General features: G+C 51.3%; 19 protein-coding genes. 1 reads left to right on the top strand and 18 read right to left on the bottom strand.

From position 1 onward, the window contains the following. Nucleotides 1-8 precede the first annotated feature (8 nt). The 4 genes from nhaD to HVE01_RS02560 all read right to left on the bottom strand — a co-directional run bounded on the left by nhaD (nucleotide 9) and on the right by HVE01_RS02560 (nucleotide 4,978). Nucleotides 9-1,475 (bottom strand): sodium:proton antiporter NhaD, encoded by a 1,467-nt coding sequence (nhaD, locus tag HVE01_RS02575; protein WP_125753261.1) that lies wholly within the window; start codon nucleotides 1,473-1,475, stop codon nucleotides 9-11. 155 nt (nucleotides 1,476-1,630) lie between these two features. Further along, entirely contained in the window at nucleotides 1,631-2,995 is a 1,365-nt protein-coding gene (gene glmU / locus HVE01_RS02570; RefSeq protein WP_146942225.1) for a bifunctional UDP-N-acetylglucosamine diphosphorylase/glucosamine-1-phosphate N-acetyltransferase GlmU, read from the bottom strand. 19 nt (nucleotides 2,996-3,014) lie between these two features. After that, entirely contained in the window at nucleotides 3,015-4,115 is a 1,101-nt protein-coding gene (locus HVE01_RS02565) for an FAD:protein FMN transferase (protein ID WP_146942223.1), read from the bottom strand. 62 nt (nucleotides 4,116-4,177) lie between these two features. Next, a complete protein-coding gene (locus tag HVE01_RS02560) occupies nucleotides 4,178-4,978 on the bottom strand; it encodes an undecaprenyl-diphosphate phosphatase (RefSeq protein ID WP_125753270.1) in 801 nt (266 codons plus the stop codon). Nucleotides 4,979-5,177: 199 nt separating this feature from the next. Between HVE01_RS02560 and HVE01_RS02555 the strand changes: the two genes are divergently transcribed. Then, nucleotides 5,178-6,371, top strand: a complete 1,194-nt coding sequence (locus HVE01_RS02555) for a cation diffusion facilitator family transporter (RefSeq protein ID WP_146942221.1) — start codon at nucleotides 5,178-5,180, stop codon at nucleotides 6,369-6,371. Nucleotides 6,372-6,381: 10 nt separating this feature from the next. Here the strand turns inward: HVE01_RS02555 and mgtE are convergent, their stop codons facing one another. The 14 genes from mgtE to mnmG form a co-directional block, all read right to left on the bottom strand. Next, a complete protein-coding gene (mgtE, locus tag HVE01_RS02550) occupies nucleotides 6,382-7,764 on the bottom strand; it encodes a magnesium transporter (RefSeq protein WP_125753276.1) in 1,383 nt (460 codons plus the stop codon). A gap of 155 nt (nucleotides 7,765-7,919) precedes the next feature. Continuing rightward, entirely contained in the window at nucleotides 7,920-8,348 is a 429-nt protein-coding gene (locus HVE01_RS02545) for a F0F1 ATP synthase subunit epsilon (RefSeq protein ID WP_125753279.1), read from the bottom strand. 24 nt (nucleotides 8,349-8,372) lie between these two features. Then, on the bottom strand, nucleotides 8,373-9,752 hold the full coding sequence (gene atpD, locus HVE01_RS02540; RefSeq protein WP_038479845.1) for a F0F1 ATP synthase subunit beta: 1,380 nt from the start codon (nucleotides 9,750-9,752) through the stop codon (nucleotides 8,373-8,375). A gap of 76 nt (nucleotides 9,753-9,828) precedes the next feature. After that, entirely contained in the window at nucleotides 9,829-10,716 is an 888-nt protein-coding gene (gene atpG / locus HVE01_RS02535) for a F0F1 ATP synthase subunit gamma (protein WP_125753281.1), read from the bottom strand. Between the two features lie 65 nt (nucleotides 10,717-10,781). Continuing rightward, entirely contained in the window at nucleotides 10,782-12,326 is a 1,545-nt protein-coding gene (gene atpA / locus HVE01_RS02530; protein WP_125753284.1) for a F0F1 ATP synthase subunit alpha, read from the bottom strand. Nucleotides 12,327-12,342: 16 nt separating this feature from the next. After that, nucleotides 12,343-12,876: a F0F1 ATP synthase subunit delta gene (locus tag HVE01_RS02525; protein WP_125753288.1), complete on the bottom strand. Its 534-nt coding sequence runs from the start codon at nucleotides 12,874-12,876 to the stop codon at nucleotides 12,343-12,345. Nucleotides 12,877-12,887: 11 nt separating this feature from the next. Next, on the bottom strand, nucleotides 12,888-13,358 hold the full coding sequence (locus HVE01_RS02520) for a F0F1 ATP synthase subunit B (protein ID WP_038479857.1): 471 nt from the start codon (nucleotides 13,356-13,358) through the stop codon (nucleotides 12,888-12,890). A 78-nt stretch (nucleotides 13,359-13,436) separates the two neighbouring features. Beyond that, nucleotides 13,437-13,664 (bottom strand): F0F1 ATP synthase subunit C, encoded by a 228-nt coding sequence (gene atpE, locus HVE01_RS02515; protein WP_038479860.1) that lies wholly within the window; start codon nucleotides 13,662-13,664, stop codon nucleotides 13,437-13,439. 80 nt (nucleotides 13,665-13,744) lie between these two features. Further along, nucleotides 13,745-14,572: a F0F1 ATP synthase subunit A gene (atpB, locus tag HVE01_RS02510; protein ID WP_038479865.1), complete on the bottom strand. Its 828-nt coding sequence runs from the start codon at nucleotides 14,570-14,572 to the stop codon at nucleotides 13,745-13,747. Between the two features lie 12 nt (nucleotides 14,573-14,584). After that, entirely contained in the window at nucleotides 14,585-14,980 is a 396-nt protein-coding gene (locus tag HVE01_RS02505) for an ATP synthase subunit I (RefSeq protein ID WP_125753292.1), read from the bottom strand. Nucleotides 14,981-15,197: 217 nt separating this feature from the next. Further along, nucleotides 15,198-16,127, bottom strand: coding sequence for a ParB/RepB/Spo0J family partition protein (locus HVE01_RS02500; RefSeq protein ID WP_146942219.1), 930 nt, complete (start codon nucleotides 16,125-16,127; stop codon nucleotides 15,198-15,200). 24 nt (nucleotides 16,128-16,151) lie between these two features. Next, the gene (locus HVE01_RS02495) at nucleotides 16,152-16,919 is read right to left on the bottom strand and encodes a ParA family protein (protein WP_125753298.1); all 768 of its coding nucleotides are present in this window, start codon (nucleotides 16,917-16,919) and stop codon (nucleotides 16,152-16,154) included. Next, on the bottom strand, nucleotides 16,919-17,584 hold the full coding sequence (gene rsmG / locus HVE01_RS02490; RefSeq protein WP_125753301.1) for a 16S rRNA (guanine(527)-N(7))-methyltransferase RsmG: 666 nt from the start codon (nucleotides 17,582-17,584) through the stop codon (nucleotides 16,919-16,921). Before rsmG ends, HVE01_RS02495 begins: the two co-directional genes overlap by 1 nt. After that, nucleotides 17,581-19,485: a tRNA uridine-5-carboxymethylaminomethyl(34) synthesis enzyme MnmG gene (mnmG, locus tag HVE01_RS02485; RefSeq protein WP_146942217.1), complete on the bottom strand. Its 1,905-nt coding sequence runs from the start codon at nucleotides 19,483-19,485 to the stop codon at nucleotides 17,581-17,583. Before mnmG ends, rsmG begins: the two co-directional genes overlap by 4 nt. Nucleotides 19,486-19,882: the final 397 nt, after the last annotated feature.

Here is a 19,882-nt window from a genome sequence, read left to right as displayed (position 1 = left end):
CCGCTCATTTAAAACAGCGCTGCATTAATCCATAGATGAACCACGATGCTGGCGGCATAGCCCAGCAAAATAGCGGGAGCCCAGCGGATGTGCCCCATAAAGGTATAAATGCCCCGAGCTTGGCCCATTAACGCCACTCCCGCTGCAGATCCCATCGAAAGCAGACTACCGCCCACACCGGCGGTTAAGGTAATCAGCAACCAGTTGCCTTCCGACATATCCGGTGCCATGGAAAGTACCGCAAACATCACTGGGATGTTATCAACGACCGCTGAAATCATCCCCAGCACGACGTTAGCCCACACCGGGTTCCAGCTACCGTAAAGGGTTTCTGACAATAGACTTAAATAGCCCATGAAACCCAGGCCGCCAACACACATCACGACCCCATAAAAGAATAACAATGTGTCCCACTCTGAGCGGGCAATACGGCTGAAGATATCAAAAGGCACCACGCTGCCCAGCTGCTCAAGCTTCTTCCAATCGCCGCGACGTGAGTAACGCTCACGTTTGCGCTCCAGGGAACGCGGCAAGCTGCGGCGTAGGTAGTAACCAAAGAACTGCAGCAGGCCAAGGCCAAACATCATGCCCATTGCCGGGGGCAAATAAAGCACCGAGTGACACAGCACTGAGATCGCCACAGTAATCAAAAACAGCGCGATAATGCGCCGCGCCCCACGTTTAAGCCAAACATTCTCTTTGAGCGATGCAGGCTGACGATTAACGATGAAGAAATTCATAATCACCGCTGGCACCATAAAGTTGACGATGGCTGGCATCAATAGCGCAAAGAAACCACCAAATGGTACCTGACCCGCCTGCCACACCATCAACGTGGTGATATCACCAAACGGGCTGAACGCGCCGCCTGCGTTTGATGCTACCACCACGTTGACACAGCACAGACTAATAAACTTTTTATCACCTTCGGCTACCTTCAACACAACCGCGCACATCAACATCGCCGTGGTCATGTTGTTGGCAATGGCAGAAATACCAAAGGCAAGACAGCCGGTAATCCAAAACAGGCTACGATAGCTGAAGCCTCTGCGAACTAGCCATGCCCGCAGGGCATCAAAGATACGACGCTCTTCCATGGCATTGATATAGGTCATCGCTACCAGTAAGAACAGCAAGAGCTCGGTATATTCAAGCAGCGTTTCTTTAAAAGCAGCTTCCGCTTCTTGCGGCATGCCCGCTTGTACATAGACCCACGCCACCAGGGCCCAGATAAGCCCAGCGGCCACCAGGACTGGTTTAGATTTGCGCATATGAATCAATTCTTCGCTCATTACCAAGGCATAGGCAAGAACGAAGATGACAACAGAGGCAATACCTGCAAACGAAGCGGTAAGATCTAAAGAACCAGAAGAGGCATAGGAGAGGGTGGGAAAAGCAAACAAACATAGCGCGATCAACAACCAAGCAAACCGGCAAGTAGACTGCCGCATTGCAAGGACGTTAGGTGGTTTCATAGTAAAGTGATCCTGGCAGGGTTAAGAAAGACCGCCACGATGATAAGCACACTAATTACGTGCTGCAACGCAGCGATCAAGGTAAAGATGCGGCAAATAGCCGCATCTTGTAAAGCACTGTTAGAAGCTCACAATTCAGTTAGAAAATAACCTAGTTAGCTTTTTTTAACGGGGCGCGGCCAACCCGCTTTTTCTAGTTGCTTGCTGCGAGTAACCGCCAACGCATGCTCTGCTACATCTTTGCAAATGGTGGAGCCTGCACCTACAGTCGCTCCTTTACCCACCGTCACTGGTGCCACTAAGGCGCTGTTAGACCCTATAAAAGCGTTATCACCAATCTCGGTGCGATGTTTATTTACACCATCATAATTACACGTAATGGTGCCTGCACCAACATTCACATCACGACCTAAGCGGGCATCACCAACATAGCTTAAGTGATTAATTTTACTTCCTTCACCAACATCAGCATTCTTGGTCTCAACAAAGTTTCCTACCTTGGCTTTGACTGCTAGGCGTGTACCAGGGCGTAGCCGTGCAAAGGGGCCAACTTGGTTCAAACCAGCAGCGACGGTTGTGTCGATCACACTATGGCTGTCGATAACGCTTTCAGCGCCAATCGTGCTGTTTTTAATCACGCAGTAAGGTCCAATCCGCACCCCTTCACCCAGCTCTACGTCACCTTCAAACACACAGCCCACGTCGATAAACACATCATGACCACAGGTGAGCTTACCGCGTATATCAATTCTTTCCGGGTCGGCCAACGCAACGCCTTGGGCCATTAACGTCTCAGCTTGCTGCAGTTGATAAGCGCGCTCTAAACGCGCCATTTGTGAGCGGTTATTCACGCCTTCCACTTCAACGGCACTGGCTGGCTGGGCAGTACACACTTTAATGCCTTCGTTTGCCGCCATCGCAATCACATCCGTTAGATAGTACTCGCCCTGGGCATTTTCGGCAGAAAGCTGTGGTAGCCACCGCTTAAGCTGAGCACTGGTCATCGCCATGATGCCGGTATTGCACTCGGTAATGGCCAACTGGTCGGCACTGGCATCTTTTTGCTCAATAATAGCCACTGCCTCACCGTCATCATTGCGCACAATACGTCCGTAACCAGACGGATCTTCCAACGTAACGGTTAGCAGCCCCATGTGCTGCTCATCAACGTGGCTGAGAAGTGCCATCAGTGATTCACGGCGGATCATAGGCACATCGCCATACAGAACCAACACGTTCCCATTACCTAATTGAGACTGTGCTTGGGCAACCGCATGGCCGGTACCTTTTTGCTCTTCCTGAACCGCAAACGTTACATTGCTCTCTGCCAGCGCTTCGCGTAGTTGGTCAGCACCGTGGCCAATCACGACATGCGTGCGAGTAGGCGTAAGACCATTGGCAGTATCTAACACATGTTGCACCATCGATTTGCCTGCCAGCGTATGCAGCACTTTGGGTATTTGTGAACGCATACGTGTGCCTTTTCCAGCGGCAAGGATAACGACATCAAGGTCTTGCATTTTAGTCACCTGTAACGGTTTAGCGGTTGGCGGTGGGAGCTTCCCAAGCTTCAATACCCAGTTCATCGATAAGCGCTTCATCGAAGTATTCCACGAAGGCGGGGCTGGCCACGCTTCGCCAATGATCGTTCTCTTTAACTAACATCAATACATTGAGATTATTCTCAATTGCCATCTGCATCCCTTCTTCGCTACCTGCGACTGAGATAGCCGTGGACCACGCGTCGGCCCATGCATTAGAGGGGTGAAAAACCGACACGGACGCTAATTGATGCTTAACCGGCCGACCGGTGCGAGGATCGATAGTGTGGGAGAAACGCTCACCATCGACTTCAAAATAGTTGCGATAATCCCCCGATGTTGCAACCGACATATTTTCAAGAGGAATAACATGCTGCGCTTCTGGTACGCCGTTATGGGGTACCTCAATCCCGACACGCCAAGGGCTTTGTTCTTCTAAGTCACGGTATCCACGGGCAATTAATTCGCCACCAATATTGACCAGATAGTTTTCAATCCCCTGCTGATCCAGGTATGCCCCAACGCGGTCAGTGCCATGTCCCTTAGCCACACCCGATAAGTCAGCAAACACATCACGGGAGCGTCGCGCCTGCATAAGCTGAGTATCGACTTCAACTGCATCGTAGCCAATTGTGGCCATGCGTTCGCTAAGCTCCGCGTCTGAAGGCACCTCTTCAGGACGTGCCTCAGGGCCAAAACTCCATAAATTGACCACATCGCCAACGGTAATATCAAACGCGCCGTTGCTTGCTTCTGATACCGAGTGGCTAATCGCAAGTACTTCAATTAACTCGTTAGACAGCGGTTGCCATTCATTAAGGGGAGCATCATTAAACACCACAAGCTCGGCGTCATCACGGTAAGTCGACATCGCTTGATCAACGTCGTTGAGCTCCGCTAGGAAACCTTCTTCCAGTGCATTCGCCTCTCCTTGGGTTAGCGGGTCCGCAATGGTGACTTGATAAAACGTCCCAAAAATACCGCCTTCAAAGCGAACAGGGGTATCTAAAGGCCGATCATTTTCTGAACACCCCATTAATGCCCCAGCAGCAATGAGCAATAATCCCGAACATTTTAACCACCGAGAATTAATCTTCATTTTATTTTTCCTTGAATAAAACGCACTGGGTTAACAATGGAAAACCTCTATCACTGAAACAACTAGAAGTGGAAAAACCATAGCAACCAAGCACCAAACAGCACCCGATATACTACAAATGGCTGCATGCCTAGCTTTTTAATCACAACCAGGAAGTAGTGGATACACACATAGGCGCTAATACCCGAGAGTAAAGTACCCACCAACATGGCCGGTATATCAATTAACTGAGGGTCCTTCAGTAAGTTTATTGCCTCAAGCCCCCCCGCCAGCACAATCACAGGAATTGACAGTAGAAATGAAAACCGTGCTGCGCCCTCTCGGCTCATCCCCACCATTAATGCCGCTGTAATGGTGATGCCTGAGCGCGAGGTGCCTGGAATGAGTGCCAATACTTGAGCGCCGCCAATGATAAGCACATCTTTTAACGTCATTTGGTATTCGCTACGCGTGCCGCGTTTTTTCCAGTCTGCGTAACCGAGTAGCAGACCAAAAACAATCAAACTGGCACCAATGATCAGCGTAGAGCGCATGTAACCTGAGATCACATCGTGAAGCAGAAACCCGATAATACACACTGGCAAGGTGGCAATAACGACCCAAAACGCCAACATCGCATCATCATTAACCACTTGGCCGCGAAGTGCGGCCAAGCTGCTAGCGATCATTCTGCCAATTTCGTGCCGAAAATAGATCACAACGGCACTTAAACTGCCAAGATGCAGCGCCACATCAAAGGCAAGCCCCTGGTCTTCCCAGGCAGTCAAAACAGGTACCAATATCAGATGAGCCGAACTCGATATAGGTAAAAATTCTGTGAGCCCCTGAACTACCGCTAACACAACTACCTGTAACCAATCCATGGGTTATCCCGTGCTTAACTATTAATGATATTTATGTGCTTTGTGACATTCATGCGCTCGCAATGGCGCTAAGGATACACATCCCTTAATTCATTGTCCGCATCCAGCATAGGGGCAAACTCACAAGAAGCTATAGCGCTAAGGCACTGTGCGCTACAATAGTCAGCTATTGGAAGCATGTGCCCCAGCAAGGTCCCTCATGACTCAGACCGTAGAATCTCCAGTGGTTCCCAAGCATGAGCTAGATAGCCGAGAAGCCAAGCGTGTTACCTATATTGGCGCTTGGCTGGATGGCTTGTTGAGCATTGTTAAAGTTGTAGTCGGCTTTTGGGTAGGCTCGGCAGCGTTGATTGCCGATGGTATCCATTCACTTTCAGATCTTGTGACCGACGGCTTTGTGCTAGCCGCTATTCACTACGGCCGCCAGGAACCCGACGATGATCACCATTATGGTCATGGCCGTATCGAAACCCTAACCACGTTACTGTTGGGTAGCGTACTGATCTTTGTGGCGGGTGGTATCGCCTGGTCTAGCCTTGATCGTTTGTTTAGTGGTACTGAGGTTAAGGCTCCAGGCTTGGTGGCTATTGTGATTACCGTCATCGCCTTGTTCAGTAAAGAGTGGATTTTTCGCTATACCATGCGCGTTGCTAAACGCGTTAAATCTAAGCTGCTGGAAGCAAACGCTTGGCATTCGCGCAGCGATGCACTCTCCACCGCAGTGGTGTTGGTTGCATTAATTGGTGCGCAGTTTGGTTTAGGCTGGCTAGATGCCGTCGCCGCCATCATTGTTGGCTTATTAGTTGGCAAAGTAGGTTGGGATTTACTTTGGGAGTCAGCCAGAGAATTAGTTGATACCGCACTACCTGAAAGCGTTCAACGGCAAATGCATGACGTTGCTCAAAGCGTTCCGGGAGTCGACAGTGTCCATGACTTACGCACTCGCCAGTCGGCAGGCTGGGTTATGGTCGATTTACATGTGGTGGTGGGGCCAAAAATCACCGTGTCTGAAGCCCATGAAATCGGCAACGAAGTAAGTCGACGCTTACGGCATGAGTTTCCGTTGCTCACCGATGTTATTTTTCACATTGACCCCGAAGATGATGCCGGAGAAGGCGATCCCAGCCGCCTTCCCGGCCTGCCACTGCGGCCCGAAGTAGAAGCCGCGCTGAATGAGCGCTGGTATATGCACCCTGTCTGGCGCACATTAACCGAGCTGCAACTCCACTACTTGGACGATAAAGTGTCGGTATCGCTGATTATTGGCGATTCCGTACACCAGCCTCCCCAGTGCCTAGCCAGCCAACTAAAGGCGCTCGCCAGCGATATTGAGTGGCTGGGTCACGTAGAAGTTATGTTTATTACCCGCGCAGCCAGCAGTGCCATGCGTTAATAAACACAAGCTATACGTTTGCTAATATGGCGGTGGCAATGGTGAAGTAAATCAATACCCCAGAGGCATCAATTAACGTGGTTACCAACGGGGCTGAAGCAGTGGCAGGATCGACCTTAAAGCGCTCTAGTACAAACGGTAGGCACATGCCGATCATGCTACCAAACAGAACAATGGTCACCATGCTTAACGCCACAATGATGGCTACCGCTTCACCACCACGGAAAATCCCGATAGGTGCGACTGCAATTGCCATGGTAAGGCCCAAAGAGCCAGCGACCAGCAGTTCACGGCCTAGCATCTTACTCCAGTCTTTCACGCCAATATCGCCAGTTGCCATACCGCGTACCATTAGCGTCGCTGCCTGAGCTCCCGCGTTACCACCACTACCAATCAGTAGCGGCAGGAAAAACACCAGCGCAACTTGGGCTGCAATCGTGTCCTCAAAGTAAGCAATGCCAGCGCCTGAAAAAAGATTGGCAAATACCAGCAGGACCAGCCAGGTAACACGCTTGCGGTAAAGACTCCATAGCGGCACACGGCTAACACCATCCTCTAACTGGCCGATAGACATCCCTTTATGGATATCCTCGGTGGCTTCCGACTCGGCAACGTCCATGGCGTCATCGTGGGTGACGATGCCTACCATACGGCCATCAGCATCCAACACAGGCAATGCCAGCAGGTCATAGCGAGCCACAATGCGCGCCACCTCTTCTTGCTCTGCATCGACCGGTGTGCTGATAACGTCTTTAATCATAATGTCATCAACTAACGCCCCGGGGCGTGCCACCATCAGTTGGCGCAGCGACATAGTGCCTATTAACTGGCCACTACTGTCGAGTACATAAAGCTGATACACCGTTTCCGCATCTGGGGCCGTTTGGCGAACCCGCATCATGGCCTGTGACACCGTCATGCCACTGGCTATGGCGACATAGTCAGAGGTCATGATGGCGCCAGCCGTACCTTCTTCGTAACTTGCCAGGCGTTTAAGATCTTCACGCTCTTGATGAGCCATACGGCGTAACAACGCTTCTCGACGGTCCTCATCTAAGAGATTAAATAAGTCGGCCCGTTCATCGGAGCCCATCTCTTCAAGAAGCTTCAGTACCTGGGTATCCGACAGCTTACCGACGACCTCAAGCTGGCTCTCTCCTGGTAAATAACCCAGGACATTGGCAGCACGCTCAGTCGAAAGAATATCAAGTAGGGCAAGCGCTGCCGAAAGCGCTTCATCGTCTTCGATTAGCTCTTCAATTACCTCACCAATATCTGCCGAGCGGGTTTCGGCCAAACGCAAAGATAGTAATGATTTACTGGGCGCTTCCTTGGCCAACTCGTCGAGCAGTTCGGTTTTTAATTCCTGCAAGGCTTCATCGTTCAATGACATCGCTATCTCCCTTTGTGCAGACGCACAGTGTGCAGATGAGGTGTTACAGATGAGCGTCCAGACACTGAATACGCTTTTTCATAGTACCAGACAAAAAAAACGCTCCTTAAACCCTCTCGGGTTCAAGGAGCGCTTTATGCACGCTAGCGCGTGTCTTAGCCTTTACCCGCCTTTTTGCGCAGCTGCTGAATCGTTCGCAGCTGTGCAACGGCTTCGGCAAGTTCAGCGGCAGCACGGGTATAATCCAGCTCCGATGACTTCTCATTAAAGGCTTTCAACGCCTGCTGACGCGCTTCTTCAGCAGCGGCCTCGTCGAGGTCACTAGCACGCGTCGCTGCATCTGCCAGGATCGTAACAATGGTCGGTTGTACTTCCATGAAGCCACCGGAGACAAAGAAGTTCTCTTCCTTGCCACCATCGTGTATCACGCGTACCGGACCGGGCTGAAGCTCGGTCAGCAGCGGGGTGTGCCCCGGCAAAATACCGAGGTCACCCATAATACCTGCAGCTACCACCATCTCAACAGTACCTGTAAAGATGGAATCTTCAGCGCTGACGATATTGCAAGTGAAGCTATTCGCCATAGCGAATCCCCCTAATGGACGGGATTACTTCTTCATCTGGTTGGCTTTTTCGACAGCTTCGTCGATGGAGCCTACCATGTAGAAGGCCTGTTCCGGCAGGTTGTCGTACTCGCCCGCGAGAATGCCCTGGAAGCCACGAATCGTATCTTTCAAAGAAACATACTTACCGGGCGAACCAGTGAATACCTCAGCAACGAAGAACGGCTGCGACAGGAAGCGCTGGATTTTACGCGCACGAGATACAGCCAACTTATCTTCATCAGATAACTCGTCCATACCCAAGATCGCGATGATATCCTTCAGCTCTTTGTAACGCTGCAGAACGTTCTGTACACCACGTGCTACGTTGTAGTGCTCTTCACCAACGACCAGCGGATCTAGCTGACGCGACGTAGAGTCCAGCGGGTCAATCGCAGGATAAATACCAAGTTCTGCAATTGAACGTGCCAATACAACGGTGGCGTCCAAGTGCGAGAAGGTCGTCGCCGGCGATGGGTCGGTCAAGTCATCCGCAGGTACGTATACGGCCTGTACAGACGTGATAGAGCCCGTCTTAGTAGAGGTGATACGCTCTTGCAGAACGCCCATCTCTTCAGCCAGCGTCGGCTGGTAACCTACCGCAGATGGCATACGACCCAACAGAGCAGATACTTCAGTACCGGCCAGGGTGTAACGATAGATGTTATCGACGAACAGCAGAACGTCGCGGCCTTCATCACGGAATTTTTCAGCGATGGTTAGGCCTGTCAGCGCAACACGCAGACGGTTGCCGGGCGGCTCGTTCATCTGACCGTAAACCAGCGATACCTTGTCGATAACGTTGGACTCAGTCATTTCGTGATAGAAGTCGTTACCCTCACGCGTACGCTCACCTACACCGGCGAATACAGAGTAGCCGCTGTGCTCGGTGGCGATGTTGCGGATAAGCTCCATCATGTTAACGGTTTTACCTACACCTGCACCGCCGAATAGACCAACTTTACCGCCCTTAGCGAACGGGCAAACGAGGTCGATAACCTTGATACCGGTTTCCAACAGCTCATTGGAAGCTGCTTGGTCAGCGTAGCTTGGTGCTTTACGGTGGATTGGCATGCGTTCTTGCTCGCCAATCGGGCCAGCTTCATCAATCGGCTCACCGAGCACGTTCATGATGCGGCCCAACGTTTCCTTACCGACGGGTACGGAAATCGCGGTACCTGTGTTGGTCACGTCCAAGCCACGTTTCAAGCCCTCGGTAGAGCCCATGGCAATGGTGCGCACCACGCCGTCGCCCAGCTGCTGCTGGACTTCGAGGATGGTCTCAGCATTAGAGACCTTCAGCGCGTCGTAGACCTTGGGCACAGAGTCCCGCGGAAACTCTACGTCAATCACCGCGCCGATGATTTGTACGATACGTCCGCTCATCTTGGTTCCTCTCAAAAACCTGCAAATGAAACCTGTCTGCCAGGAGCTACCTTTGCGATAGCTAGCTCCTTAGGCGTTATACGGCTGAAGCGCCGCCGACGATCTCGGAAATTTCCTGGGTGATGGCGGCCTGACGGGCCTTGTTGTATACCATCTCCAGATCGTCGATCAGGTTGCCCGCGTTATCAGTGGCACTCTTCATAGCGATCATTCGGGCGGCCTGTTCGCACGCACCGTTTTCGACTACCGCCTGATACACCTGTGATTCGATGAATCGAACCAACAGGCTGTCTAGCAACGCCTTGGCATCCGGTTCATACAGGTAGTCCCAGCTTCCGGGACGGGCGTTTTCTTCGTCATGCTCCGCGTCTTCGCCCATATCGGACGACAACGGAAGAAGCTGACGTACGACGGGCCGTTGCGTCATGGTGTTAACAAATTCGTTATACACCACAAACAAGCGGTCAATACGTCCTGCGTCGTACGCTTCTAACATGACCTTTATACTACCGATCAGTCCTTCGACAGTCGGCGACTCTCCTAATCCGCTCTTGGCAGCAACCAGGTTGCCTCCATAGTTGCGGAAAAAGGCGCCGGCTTTAGAGCCGAGGGCGCAGAAGTCTAGCTCAGCGTCTTGCTGTTTCCAGACAACGGCATCTTTCACCACTGCCTTAAACAGGTTGACGTTTAAGCCACCACACAGACCGCGGTCAGTAGATACCACAATGTAACCAACGCGCTTCACCTCATTACGCTCGACCATGTAGTCGTGCTTGTATTCAGGATTTGCGTCGGCAATGTGGCCTACCACATTACGAATCTGCTTGGCATACGGCTGGCCAGCCTTCATCAGATCTTGTGCTTTACGCATTTTAGATGCAGCTACCATTTCCATGGCGCTGGTAATCTTCTGCGTATTTTTAATGCTCCCGATCTGGGTGCGTATCTCTTTTGCAGCTGCCATAGCGATCTACCCTTCGTTCGTGGCTCTCAGAAAGCATGCAAGCCCGCCCACAGGCGGGCCGGACATTACCAGCTCTGAGTCGCCTTGAACTTCTCGAGACCTGACTTCAAGCCGTCCTGAATCTCGCCGTTGTAGTCGCCGGTCTGGTTGATCTTATCGAGCAGATCGCTGTGCTCAGACTTCATGTAATCGTGCAGAGCACGTTCGAAGTCCAACACTTTATCGACGCTCACATCATCCAAGTGACCTTCGTTAGCGGCGTACAGAGACAGCGCCATTTCCGCCACTGACATCGGCGAGTACTGCTTTTGCTTCATCAGTTCTGTAACGCGTTGACCATGCTCAAGCTGCTTACGGGTCGCTTCATCTAGATCAGAAGCAAACTGCGAGAACGCCGCTAGCTCACGGTACTGAGCCAAGGCCAGACGAACACCGCCACCCAGCTTCTTGATAATTTTGGTCTGCGCAGCACCACCAACACGAGAAACCGATAGACCTGCGTTAATCGCCGGACGAATACCGGAGTTAAACAGGTTGGTTTCCAGGAAGATCTGACCATCGGTGATCGAGATAACGTTGGTCGGAACGAACGCAGAAACGTCTCCACCTTGGGTTTCGATAATCGGCAGTGCGGTCAAAGAACCGGTTTTGCCTTTTACTTCACCGTTAGTAAATTTCTCAACGTAATCAGCATTAACACGCGCAGCGCGCTCTAGCAGACGTGAGTGGAGATAGAAAACGTCACCAGGATAGGCCTCACGACCCGGCGGACGACGCAGCAGTAGTGATACCTGACGGTAAGCCACAGCCTGCTTGGAAAGATCGTCATAAACGATCAGTGCGTCTTCACCACGGTCACGGAAGTACTCACCCATGGTGCAACCAGAATAGGCGGCCAAGAACTGCATCGGTGCAGGATCAGCAGCGCCAGCAGCGACAACGATGGTGTGTTCCAGCGCGCCGTGCTCTTCTAACTTGCGTACCACGTTAGCAATGGTCGACTGCTTCTGACCAATCGCCACGTAAACACAAGTAACGCCTTTGCCTTTTTGGTTGATGATCGCATCGATAGCAATGGCTGACTTACCAATCTGACGGTCACCGATGATCAGCTCACGCTGACCACGACCGATTGGCACCATGGCGTCGATGGATTTCAGACCGGTTTGGATCGGCTCGTCAACGGACTGACGGGTAATAACGCCAGGCGCTACTTTTTCTACCGCATCTGTCATTTTGGCGTTGATATCGCCTTTGCCGTCGATGGCATTACCCAGCGCATCGACCACACGACCTACCAGCTCAGGACCTACCGGCACTTCTAGGATACGACCCGTACACTGAGCGGTCATGCCTTCTTGAAGTTGCAGGTAGTCACCCAAGACAACGGCACCAACGGAGTCACGCTCCAGGTTCAGTACCATGCCAAAAATGCTGTTAGGGAATTCAATCATTTCACCAAACATCGCGTCTTCGAGGCCGTGAATTTTCACGATACCGTCGGAAACGCTGACGATGGTGCCCTGATTACGGGCTTCGGATGCGACGTCAAGCTTCTCAATTCGCTGCTTGATGATGTCGCTGATCTCGGAAGGATTCAGTTGCTGCATGCCATGTCCCTCAGACTCAAGCGGTCAGCGCTTCGGAAAGGCGGTTCAATCGACCACGTACCGAACCGTCAATAACGGTATCGCCGGCACGTAGGATGACACCACCAATAAGCGTCTTGTCCACTTGAGTAGTAATGGAGATTTCGCGATTCAGACGTTTCTTAAGCGCGTTCGCTAGCTTGGTCTGCTGTGCGGCAGTCAGCTTATAAGCTGACGTCACCGTCACATCAACACGCTGTTCATGTTCGGCACGTAAGTACTCGAACTGTTCAGCAATGAAGGGCAGTGCTAACAAGCGACCTTGGTCAGCCAGGGTATCCAAAAAACGCGACAGGTCTTCCTGCTTTTCGGGCAACATATCCGAAAGCAGCGCTACCTTTTTGTCGTTTTCAAGTTTTGGACTACCCAACAGACGACGTAGATCGCTGTCAGCTACCGCAGCGCTTAAAAAACTAAGCGCTTGGGTCCAGCTATCAAGCGCCTTATGATCACGCGCGTATTCAAACGCCGCCTTAGCGTAAGGACGAGCGACGGTAAGTAATTCCGCCATGGGTCACCTCCTTACAGTTCAGCAGCAAGCTCATCAAGTAACTTGCGATGTGCTTTCTCGTCGACCGAAGCTTCTAGCACACGCTCGGCACCAATAATGGCAAGATGAGAAACTTGGGCACGAAGCTCGTCTTTTGCACGATTAACTTCTTGCTCAATTTCAGAACGTGCACTAACCATGAGGCGTTCGCCTTCGGCGCGGGCCTGTTCGCGTGCTTCTTCAACCATTTGAGCAGAGCGCTTGTTGGCTTGCTCGAGGATTTGAGAAGCCTGCTCCTTGCTTTCACGCAGTGTCTGCTCTGCACGCTCTTGAGCAAGCTCAAGATCGCGAGTAGCACGGCTAGCTGCGTCTAAGCCATCAGCAATTTTCTTTTGACGCTCGTGAAGCGCGTTGCTGATCGGAGGCCACACATACTTTATGCAAAACCAGACAAAGATCGCGAAGGCGATCGTCTGCCCGATAAGCGTCATGTTGATATTCACAGGGATGTACCTCTGACAAGTTCGTGGCGACCGGAGTGAAACAAAACCGAGCGGGACTGCCGCCCGGCTAAGCTGTCATTAACCGGCAACAACGAAGATCAGGTACATCGCGATACCAACACCGATCATCGGTACAGCATCCAGCAGACCAGCCATCAGGAAGGTTTTGGTTTGAAGTTGGTCACCAAGCTCCGGCTGACGAGCAGTAGATTCGATCAGTTTGCCACCGAGGATAGCGAAACCGATACCGGTGCCCAAAGCGCCTAAGCCGATCATGATGGAGGCAGCAATGTAGATTAGTTCCATGGTAATGCTCCTAGTTTTTCAAGTTAAAGGTCAAGGTTGAGGGTTGATGTTAAGGGTTAATCTCTAACAAGCAGCACGTCTTAGTGATGCTCGTGCGCAGCGCTTAAATACACTACTGACAATACGGTAAAAATGAATGCCTGAAGAACGACAATCAAGATGTGGAAAATCGCCCACGGCACGTCGAGTACCCAGATCGCCCAGAACGGCAGCATAGCAATCAAGATAAAAATAACTTCACCGGCAAACATGTTGCCGAAAAGACGCATCGCCAAGCTGAACGGTTTAACAAGTAGGGCAACGATTTCAAGCAGCAAATTGAATGGAATCAAGGCCCAATGGTTAAAGGGTGTCAATGAAAGCTCTTTGGCAAAGCCACCAACGCCTTTCACCTTGAAGCTGTAATAAAGAATCAGACCGAACACACCCAGCGCTAGCCCCAATGTGGCATTAACATCGGTAGTTGGCACAATCTTCATGTAGTCGACGCCCAGTTTACTGAACAACACGGGGAAGTAGTCGACCGGGATAATTTTCAGCGTGTTCATGAAGAGAATCCACACGAACAACGTTAATGCAAGCGGCGCAATAATCGGGTTATGCCCTTTAAAGGCCCCTTTGATCATGTCCTCAACAAATTCAAACACCATCTCTACGGCATTTTGCAGTCCGCCAGGTACGCCAGTGGTTGCCATTTTACCAGCTTTACGGAAAAGCCAGATAAACAACAAGCCCATCGCAATCGACCAGCCCATGGTGTCCAGATGGATAGCCCAAAAGCCCATCTCGCTGGCTTCTTCCGCCGAATGTGCCAGCGACCAACCATTTTCTGGATGCTTGCCAAAGGTTAGGTTCTGCAAGTGGTGCTGGATATAGTAAGTCGTTGAGACTTCGTTTCCTGCGGCCATAGACATGTCACCTCAATTAGTTGTGCGATTTCCAAGCATTAGCCATGGTGCTAACCAATGCGTCAGAACAATCGCAACGTAAGCGCAAAAAAAGAAAGCGGGGTTTGAGGGGGGCACTACAACGAACACCAGTGAAAACAGTGCCACCGTCAAACCAAACTTGCCTGCTTCGGCGCGAAATAGGTCCATTGCGCGCGGAGCGCGATGCCTTGTTCGGAAAATTCCCATTCGCTGTATAAAAAAAATGTGCGGCAACAGCGCTACTAATGCTCCTGTAGCTACCGACAATGCGCCTGCCATATGAGCAACAGGGAAAGCCAATAGCATACCGACTAACGTCATTAGCAACTGAATTGCTGTCAGCCTGAAGAAGTAAGCTTTTCGCCGTTGGGCCTCAAGTCGCTGCATAATTCTTCAGATAGATCTTCAGCACATGATTCCCCAGCACAATTAATAAGTCACGCTTACAGCTTGCTGCTCAATAAATCATCAGTTACCTGCACAAATCTTGCGCGATTATAGGGAAGCGCTATCACACCTTCAACCGAAGTTGCGCCGATTTCGCGCGATTCAGTGTCGACTTGCGACCAAAGGGTTAAAATAAGCGTCTATTTTAGTAAGCCTGCTATTTAATATGCGCCAAAATCCCGTCGAGCTCTTCAAGACTGGTATAACGGATTGTCACCTTCCCCTTCCCTTTTTGCCCGTGATCAATGGAAACGGGCGCGCCTAGCAATTCCCCCAGATGTGTTTCAAGTCGTGCAACATCCGGTGTTTTGGCAGTACGCGGCGGTGTCTGGGCAGGTGTCTGGTTAGCTTGAACTTTTTTAACCAACGCTTCTGTGTCACGAACGGTCAAATCATTATTGACCACTTCATGGGCAATTTGGCGCTGCTGGGTACTGTTAAGCGATAGCAAGGCTCGCGCATGGCCCATATCTAAATCGCCGCGTTCCAGCAGCGTTTGCACTTCAGGGTCTAACGCTAACAAGCGCAATAAATTGGCGACTTGAGTGCGCGACTTACCGACTGCATCAGCAATTTGCTGCTGGGTAAGCTCAAACTCATCGCCCAGGCGCTTTAAGGCAAGTGCTTCTTCAATGGCATTAAGATTTTCGCGCTGAATATTTTCAATCAGCGCCAGGGCAAGTGCTACTTCATCACTGACATCGCGAATAACGGCGGGGATAACATCTAATTCGGCCAACTGCGCAGCACGCCAGCGGCGCTCACCCGCGATAATTTCATAGCGCTCTTCACCTACTGGGCGAACCACAATAGGTTGCATCACCCCTTGTGCGCGAATGGAATCGGCAAGCTCTTCCAATGCTTCGGGTTGAATATCGCGACGTGGCTGATATTTCCCACGGCTCAGTTGGCCAAGAGGTAACCGTTCTAGCCGCTCAGCCGCCGCTTCTTCCGTTGATGCTGCAGGCAGCAACGTGTCTTCACCATCCAGCGTCACGCCACCGGTAAGATCTAAACTGTCACGACGACGGGCGCCCGCACCAATCAGGGCATCCAGGCCACGTCCTAGCGCGCGTTTACGCGTCATTCGCTTCCCCTCGTACTTTTTACGTTACAGCGATAGCCGCCGAATCATCTCTTTTGCAAGCACACGATAAGCCTGGCTACCCCGCGAAAAACGTGCGTATTGAGTAACAGGTAAGCCATGGCTTGGTGCTTCAGCAACCTTTACATTGCGTGGAATGGTTGTTTTTAACAGCGCATCGCCAAAAAAATCTCTCAGCTGTTTGTCCACTTCACGCGTCAAACTGGTGCGCTTGTCGTACATAGTACGCAGAATGCCAGAAACGGCTAGATCAGGATTAACACTCTGTTTGATCTGCTCAACGGTATCCAGCAGCGCTGATAATCCTTCCAATGCATAGAATTCACACTGCAATGGAATAAGCACCCCATTGGCGGCTGTCAACGCATTCACGGTAAGCATATTCAGCGACGGTGGGCAGTCGATGAGGACGACATCATAGTCATCTGCCACCGTCTGCAGTGCTAACGACAAGCGACTTTGGCGCTGGTCACTATCGAGCAGCTCTACTTCCGCGGCTGTTAAGTCGCCATTACCGGGAAGGACGTCATATTTTACAGGTAAATCGCTAACGATGGCGTCGCTTGCGGTTGTTTCTCCCAGCAGCACATCAAGTACACTTTTTTCAAGCGCGTACTTGTCGATGCCACTGCCCATGCTGGCATGCCCTTGTGGGTCTAAATCTACCAGCAAGATACGACGGTCAAGTGCTGCCAAACTGGCGGCGAGATTAACGGCTGAAGTGGACTTGCCCACACCGCCTTTTTGGTTGGTCAGGGCAATGATCTGGCTCACTACTCAACTCCTTTTGGGGTCAGAATCAACAGCTGCCGCTCGGCCGTCTCGAAGGGAACACGCAGTAGGTGACGCGCCTGGAGCTCAACGTAGTTAGGCAACTCCCGCAGTTCATCATCAGCGCCAGGGCCTTTCATAGCAAGCCACTGCCCATGAGCTGCCGGTAGCGCTCGGGTTAGCGAGATAAAGTCTACCAAGCTGGCAAAGGCTCGGGAAATCACTTGATCAAACGTCTGGCCATTGAATTGCTCGACACGTGCTTGGGTGGGGGTAACGTTTGTCAGCGCTAACTCCATCACTGCTTGACGTTGGAAGCGAACTTTTTTGCCATTGCTATCGAGTAGCGTTACCTGCAGTTCAGGCTTCAAGATAGCAAGCACAAGGCCGGGCAAACCGGGACCAGCACCTACATCAAGGATCTGTGGTCCATGAACATAAGGGGCAACAGCAGCACTATCTAATACATGCCGTGAAACCATCTCTTCAACATCGCGTACAGCGGTGAGGTTATAAGCCTGATTCCACTTGTGCAACAGCGCGAGCAAACCAAGTAGTTGTTCGCGCTGTTGGGGAGTAACAATGACTCCTAATGTTGCTAATCCTTCTTCCAGTCGGGGAGCAACGGTTTCAGGCAAGCTGTTGATCAACGGCGTTAATCGACTCATCCGTTAACGACCTCGCTAGAACTGACTAAGCGACGTTTTTTCAAATGTATTAGCAATATAGAGACCGCTGCAGGGGTCACGCCGGAAATCCGAGCGGCTTGCGCCAGGGTTTCGGGGCGCGTTTCACTGAGCTTTTGGCGGATCTCATTGGATAGCCCTTCTACCCGTTGATAATCCAGTTCGGCTGGCAGCGGTGTCGCTTCATGGCGTTTGAGCTTATCGATCTCATCCTGTTGACGGTCGATATACCCCTGGTATTTCGCTTGAATTTGTACCTGTTCAGCAACTGCGTCATCGTCAACACCGCCGCTTTCGATACCAGGCAGCGATGTAATATCTGCATAGCTAAGCTCTGGGCGCTTCAACAAGTCACTTAAACAGTACTCTCGAGGAAGCGGCCGACCGGTTTTTTCAGCGATTTTAGCGGCAGCTGGCGTATTGGGCTGTACCCAAACAGTAGCTAAGCGTGTTGTTTCCCGCTCGATGGCTTCGCGTTTCTGGCTAAATGACGACCAACGTTTGTCATCAACTAAGCCAAGCTCGCGCCCTTTTTCCGTTAAGCGCAGATCAGCATTGTCTTCGCGTAGCAGCAGACGGTATTCCGCACGCGAGGTAAACATGCGGTAGGGCTCTTTGGTGCCCATAGTAATCAGGTCATCCACTAATACGCCTAGATAAGCTTCATCACGGCGAGGGTGCCATGCTTCCAACTGTTTGGCGCGGCGAGCAGCATTCAAGCCTGCTAACAGCCCTTGAGCTCCAGCCTCCTCGTAGCCGGTTGTACCGTTTATTTGTCCGGCGAAAAACAGATTGTGGATAAATTTAGTTTCCAAGGAGTGTTTTAAATCTCGGGGGTCAAAAAAGTCGTACTCAATAGCGTAACCAGGCCGCGTGATATGAGCGTTTTCTAAGCCTTTAATTGAGCGAACCACTTGTAGCTGAACATCAAAAGGCAACGACGTCGAGATTCCGTTGGGATAGAGCTCATGGGTATCCAATCCTTCAGGCTCGATAAACACCTGATGGCTTGATTTGTCGGCAAAGCGGTGAACTTTGTCCTCAATCGATGGGCAGTATCGCGGACCAACGCCTTCGATCACACCGGAATACATAGGCGAGCGATCAAGATTCGCCATGATGATTTCATGGGTGCGCTCATTGGTGTGCGCTATGTGGCAACTCACCTGCTGTGGATGCATCTCCCGTGAACCAAGGTACGACATGACCGGCGTGGGGGTGTCACCTGGCTGTTCTTCCAACGCTGTAAAATCAACAGTTTTGGCATCAATTCGTGGAGGCGTTCCGGTTTTTAGTCGATCAACGCGAAACGGCAGTGCGCGTAAGCGTTCAGCTAGCGCGTTGGAAGGCGGGTCACCGGCGCGGCCACCGCGGCTTTGATCTAACCCAATGTGGATAACGCCACCCAAAAATGTACCGGTTGACAGCACAACGGACTCCGCATGGAAGCGGATGCCTGTTTCGGTCACAACGCCTCGAACAGTGTTGTTATCCACAATCAGATCGCCAGCGGCTTGCTGAAAAATGGTTAAGTTCGGCTGGTTTTCCAACATTCCCCGAATAGCAGCTTTATAGCGAACTCGGTCTGCCTGAGCACGTGTTGCTCGAACGGCTGGGCCTTTACGAGCGTTCAATACCCGAAACTGGATGCCGCCTAAGTCCGTGGCTAGCCCCATTGCACCACCGAGTGCATCAATTTCTTTTACCAGGTGGCTTTTGCCAATCCCACCAATCGCTGGATTGCACGACATTTGGCCGAGCGTTTCGATGTTGTGGGTTAGCAATAGGGTTTGACAACCCATACGAGCAGAGGCCAATGCGGCTTCAGTTCCCGCATGGCCACCGCCGATGACAATCACGTCAAAGCGGTCGGGGTAGTTCAAGAGGCACCTCGTCTTGTGCCATTCGGCACGGATGATGTGAGTCAGTATTGGTTCACTGATTGAGTAAGCCCGCCAGTATAAACCTCCTGTGGGTAACCGTCAGGTTTTTCCACACCCTAAACGAAGCATTCATCTATTATTAATAACAAAATAAAAATATATAAGAGAAGTTCTGTTGATGTTGTAACTACTGGTGTGGACAAAATCTGTTGATAACTGAAATAAATCATTATTTTTCAGGTTTTTACATTGTTAGTTTTTACATGATTAAACGGCGGAGTACCTGCGTAGAAACGGTGCTACTCCTGTGGATGAAAGTGCAACTTACACACAAGCATAGCAAACAACGGGTTATCCACCGGCCCATACCGAGTTTGTTACCGCACCTGTGAACAAG

Source organism: Vreelandella venusta (genome assembly GCF_007989605.1).
Taxonomy (GTDB): Bacteria; Pseudomonadota; Gammaproteobacteria; order Pseudomonadales; family Halomonadaceae; genus Vreelandella; species Vreelandella venusta.
This window is presented reverse-complemented; position numbering and strand designations above follow the sequence as displayed.

What these genes read in the sequence shown, in the direction of transcription:
- nhaD (WP_125753261.1), bottom strand. Translation starts at nt 1,475, where the DNA reads ATGAAACCACCTAACGTCCTTGCAATGCGGCAGTCTACTTGCCGGTTT.
- glmU (WP_146942225.1), bottom strand. Translation starts at nt 2,995, where the DNA reads ATGCAAGACCTTGATGTCGTTATCCTTGCCGCTGGAAAAGGCACACGT.
- HVE01_RS02565 (WP_146942223.1), bottom strand. Translation starts at nt 4,115, where the DNA reads ATGAAGATTAATTCTCGGTGGTTAAAATGTTCGGGATTATTGCTCATT.
- HVE01_RS02560 (WP_125753270.1), bottom strand. Translation starts at nt 4,978, where the DNA reads ATGGATTGGTTACAGGTAGTTGTGTTAGCGGTAGTTCAGGGGCTCACA.
- HVE01_RS02555 (WP_146942221.1), top strand. Translation starts at nt 5,178, where the DNA reads ATGACTCAGACCGTAGAATCTCCAGTGGTTCCCAAGCATGAGCTAGAT.
- mgtE (WP_125753276.1), bottom strand. Translation starts at nt 7,764, where the DNA reads ATGTCATTGAACGATGAAGCCTTGCAGGAATTAAAAACCGAACTGCTC.
- HVE01_RS02545 (WP_125753279.1), bottom strand. Translation starts at nt 8,348, where the DNA reads ATGGCGAATAGCTTCACTTGCAATATCGTCAGCGCTGAAGATTCCATC.
- atpD (WP_038479845.1), bottom strand. Translation starts at nt 9,752, where the DNA reads ATGAGCGGACGTATCGTACAAATCATCGGCGCGGTGATTGACGTAGAG.
- atpG (WP_125753281.1), bottom strand. Translation starts at nt 10,716, where the DNA reads ATGGCAGCTGCAAAAGAGATACGCACCCAGATCGGGAGCATTAAAAAT.
- atpA (WP_125753284.1), bottom strand. Translation starts at nt 12,326, where the DNA reads ATGCAGCAACTGAATCCTTCCGAGATCAGCGACATCATCAAGCAGCGA.
- HVE01_RS02525 (WP_125753288.1), bottom strand. Translation starts at nt 12,876, where the DNA reads ATGGCGGAATTACTTACCGTCGCTCGTCCTTACGCTAAGGCGGCGTTT.
- atpE (WP_038479860.1), bottom strand. Translation starts at nt 13,664, where the DNA reads ATGGAACTAATCTACATTGCTGCCTCCATCATGATCGGCTTAGGCGCT.
- atpB (WP_038479865.1), bottom strand. Translation starts at nt 14,572, where the DNA reads ATGGCCGCAGGAAACGAAGTCTCAACGACTTACTATATCCAGCACCAC.
- HVE01_RS02505 (WP_125753292.1), bottom strand. Translation starts at nt 14,980, where the DNA reads ATGCAGCGACTTGAGGCCCAACGGCGAAAAGCTTACTTCTTCAGGCTG.
- HVE01_RS02500 (WP_146942219.1), bottom strand. Translation starts at nt 16,127, where the DNA reads ATGACGCGTAAACGCGCGCTAGGACGTGGCCTGGATGCCCTGATTGGT.
- rsmG (WP_125753301.1), bottom strand. Translation starts at nt 17,584, where the DNA reads ATGAGTCGATTAACGCCGTTGATCAACAGCTTGCCTGAAACCGTTGCT.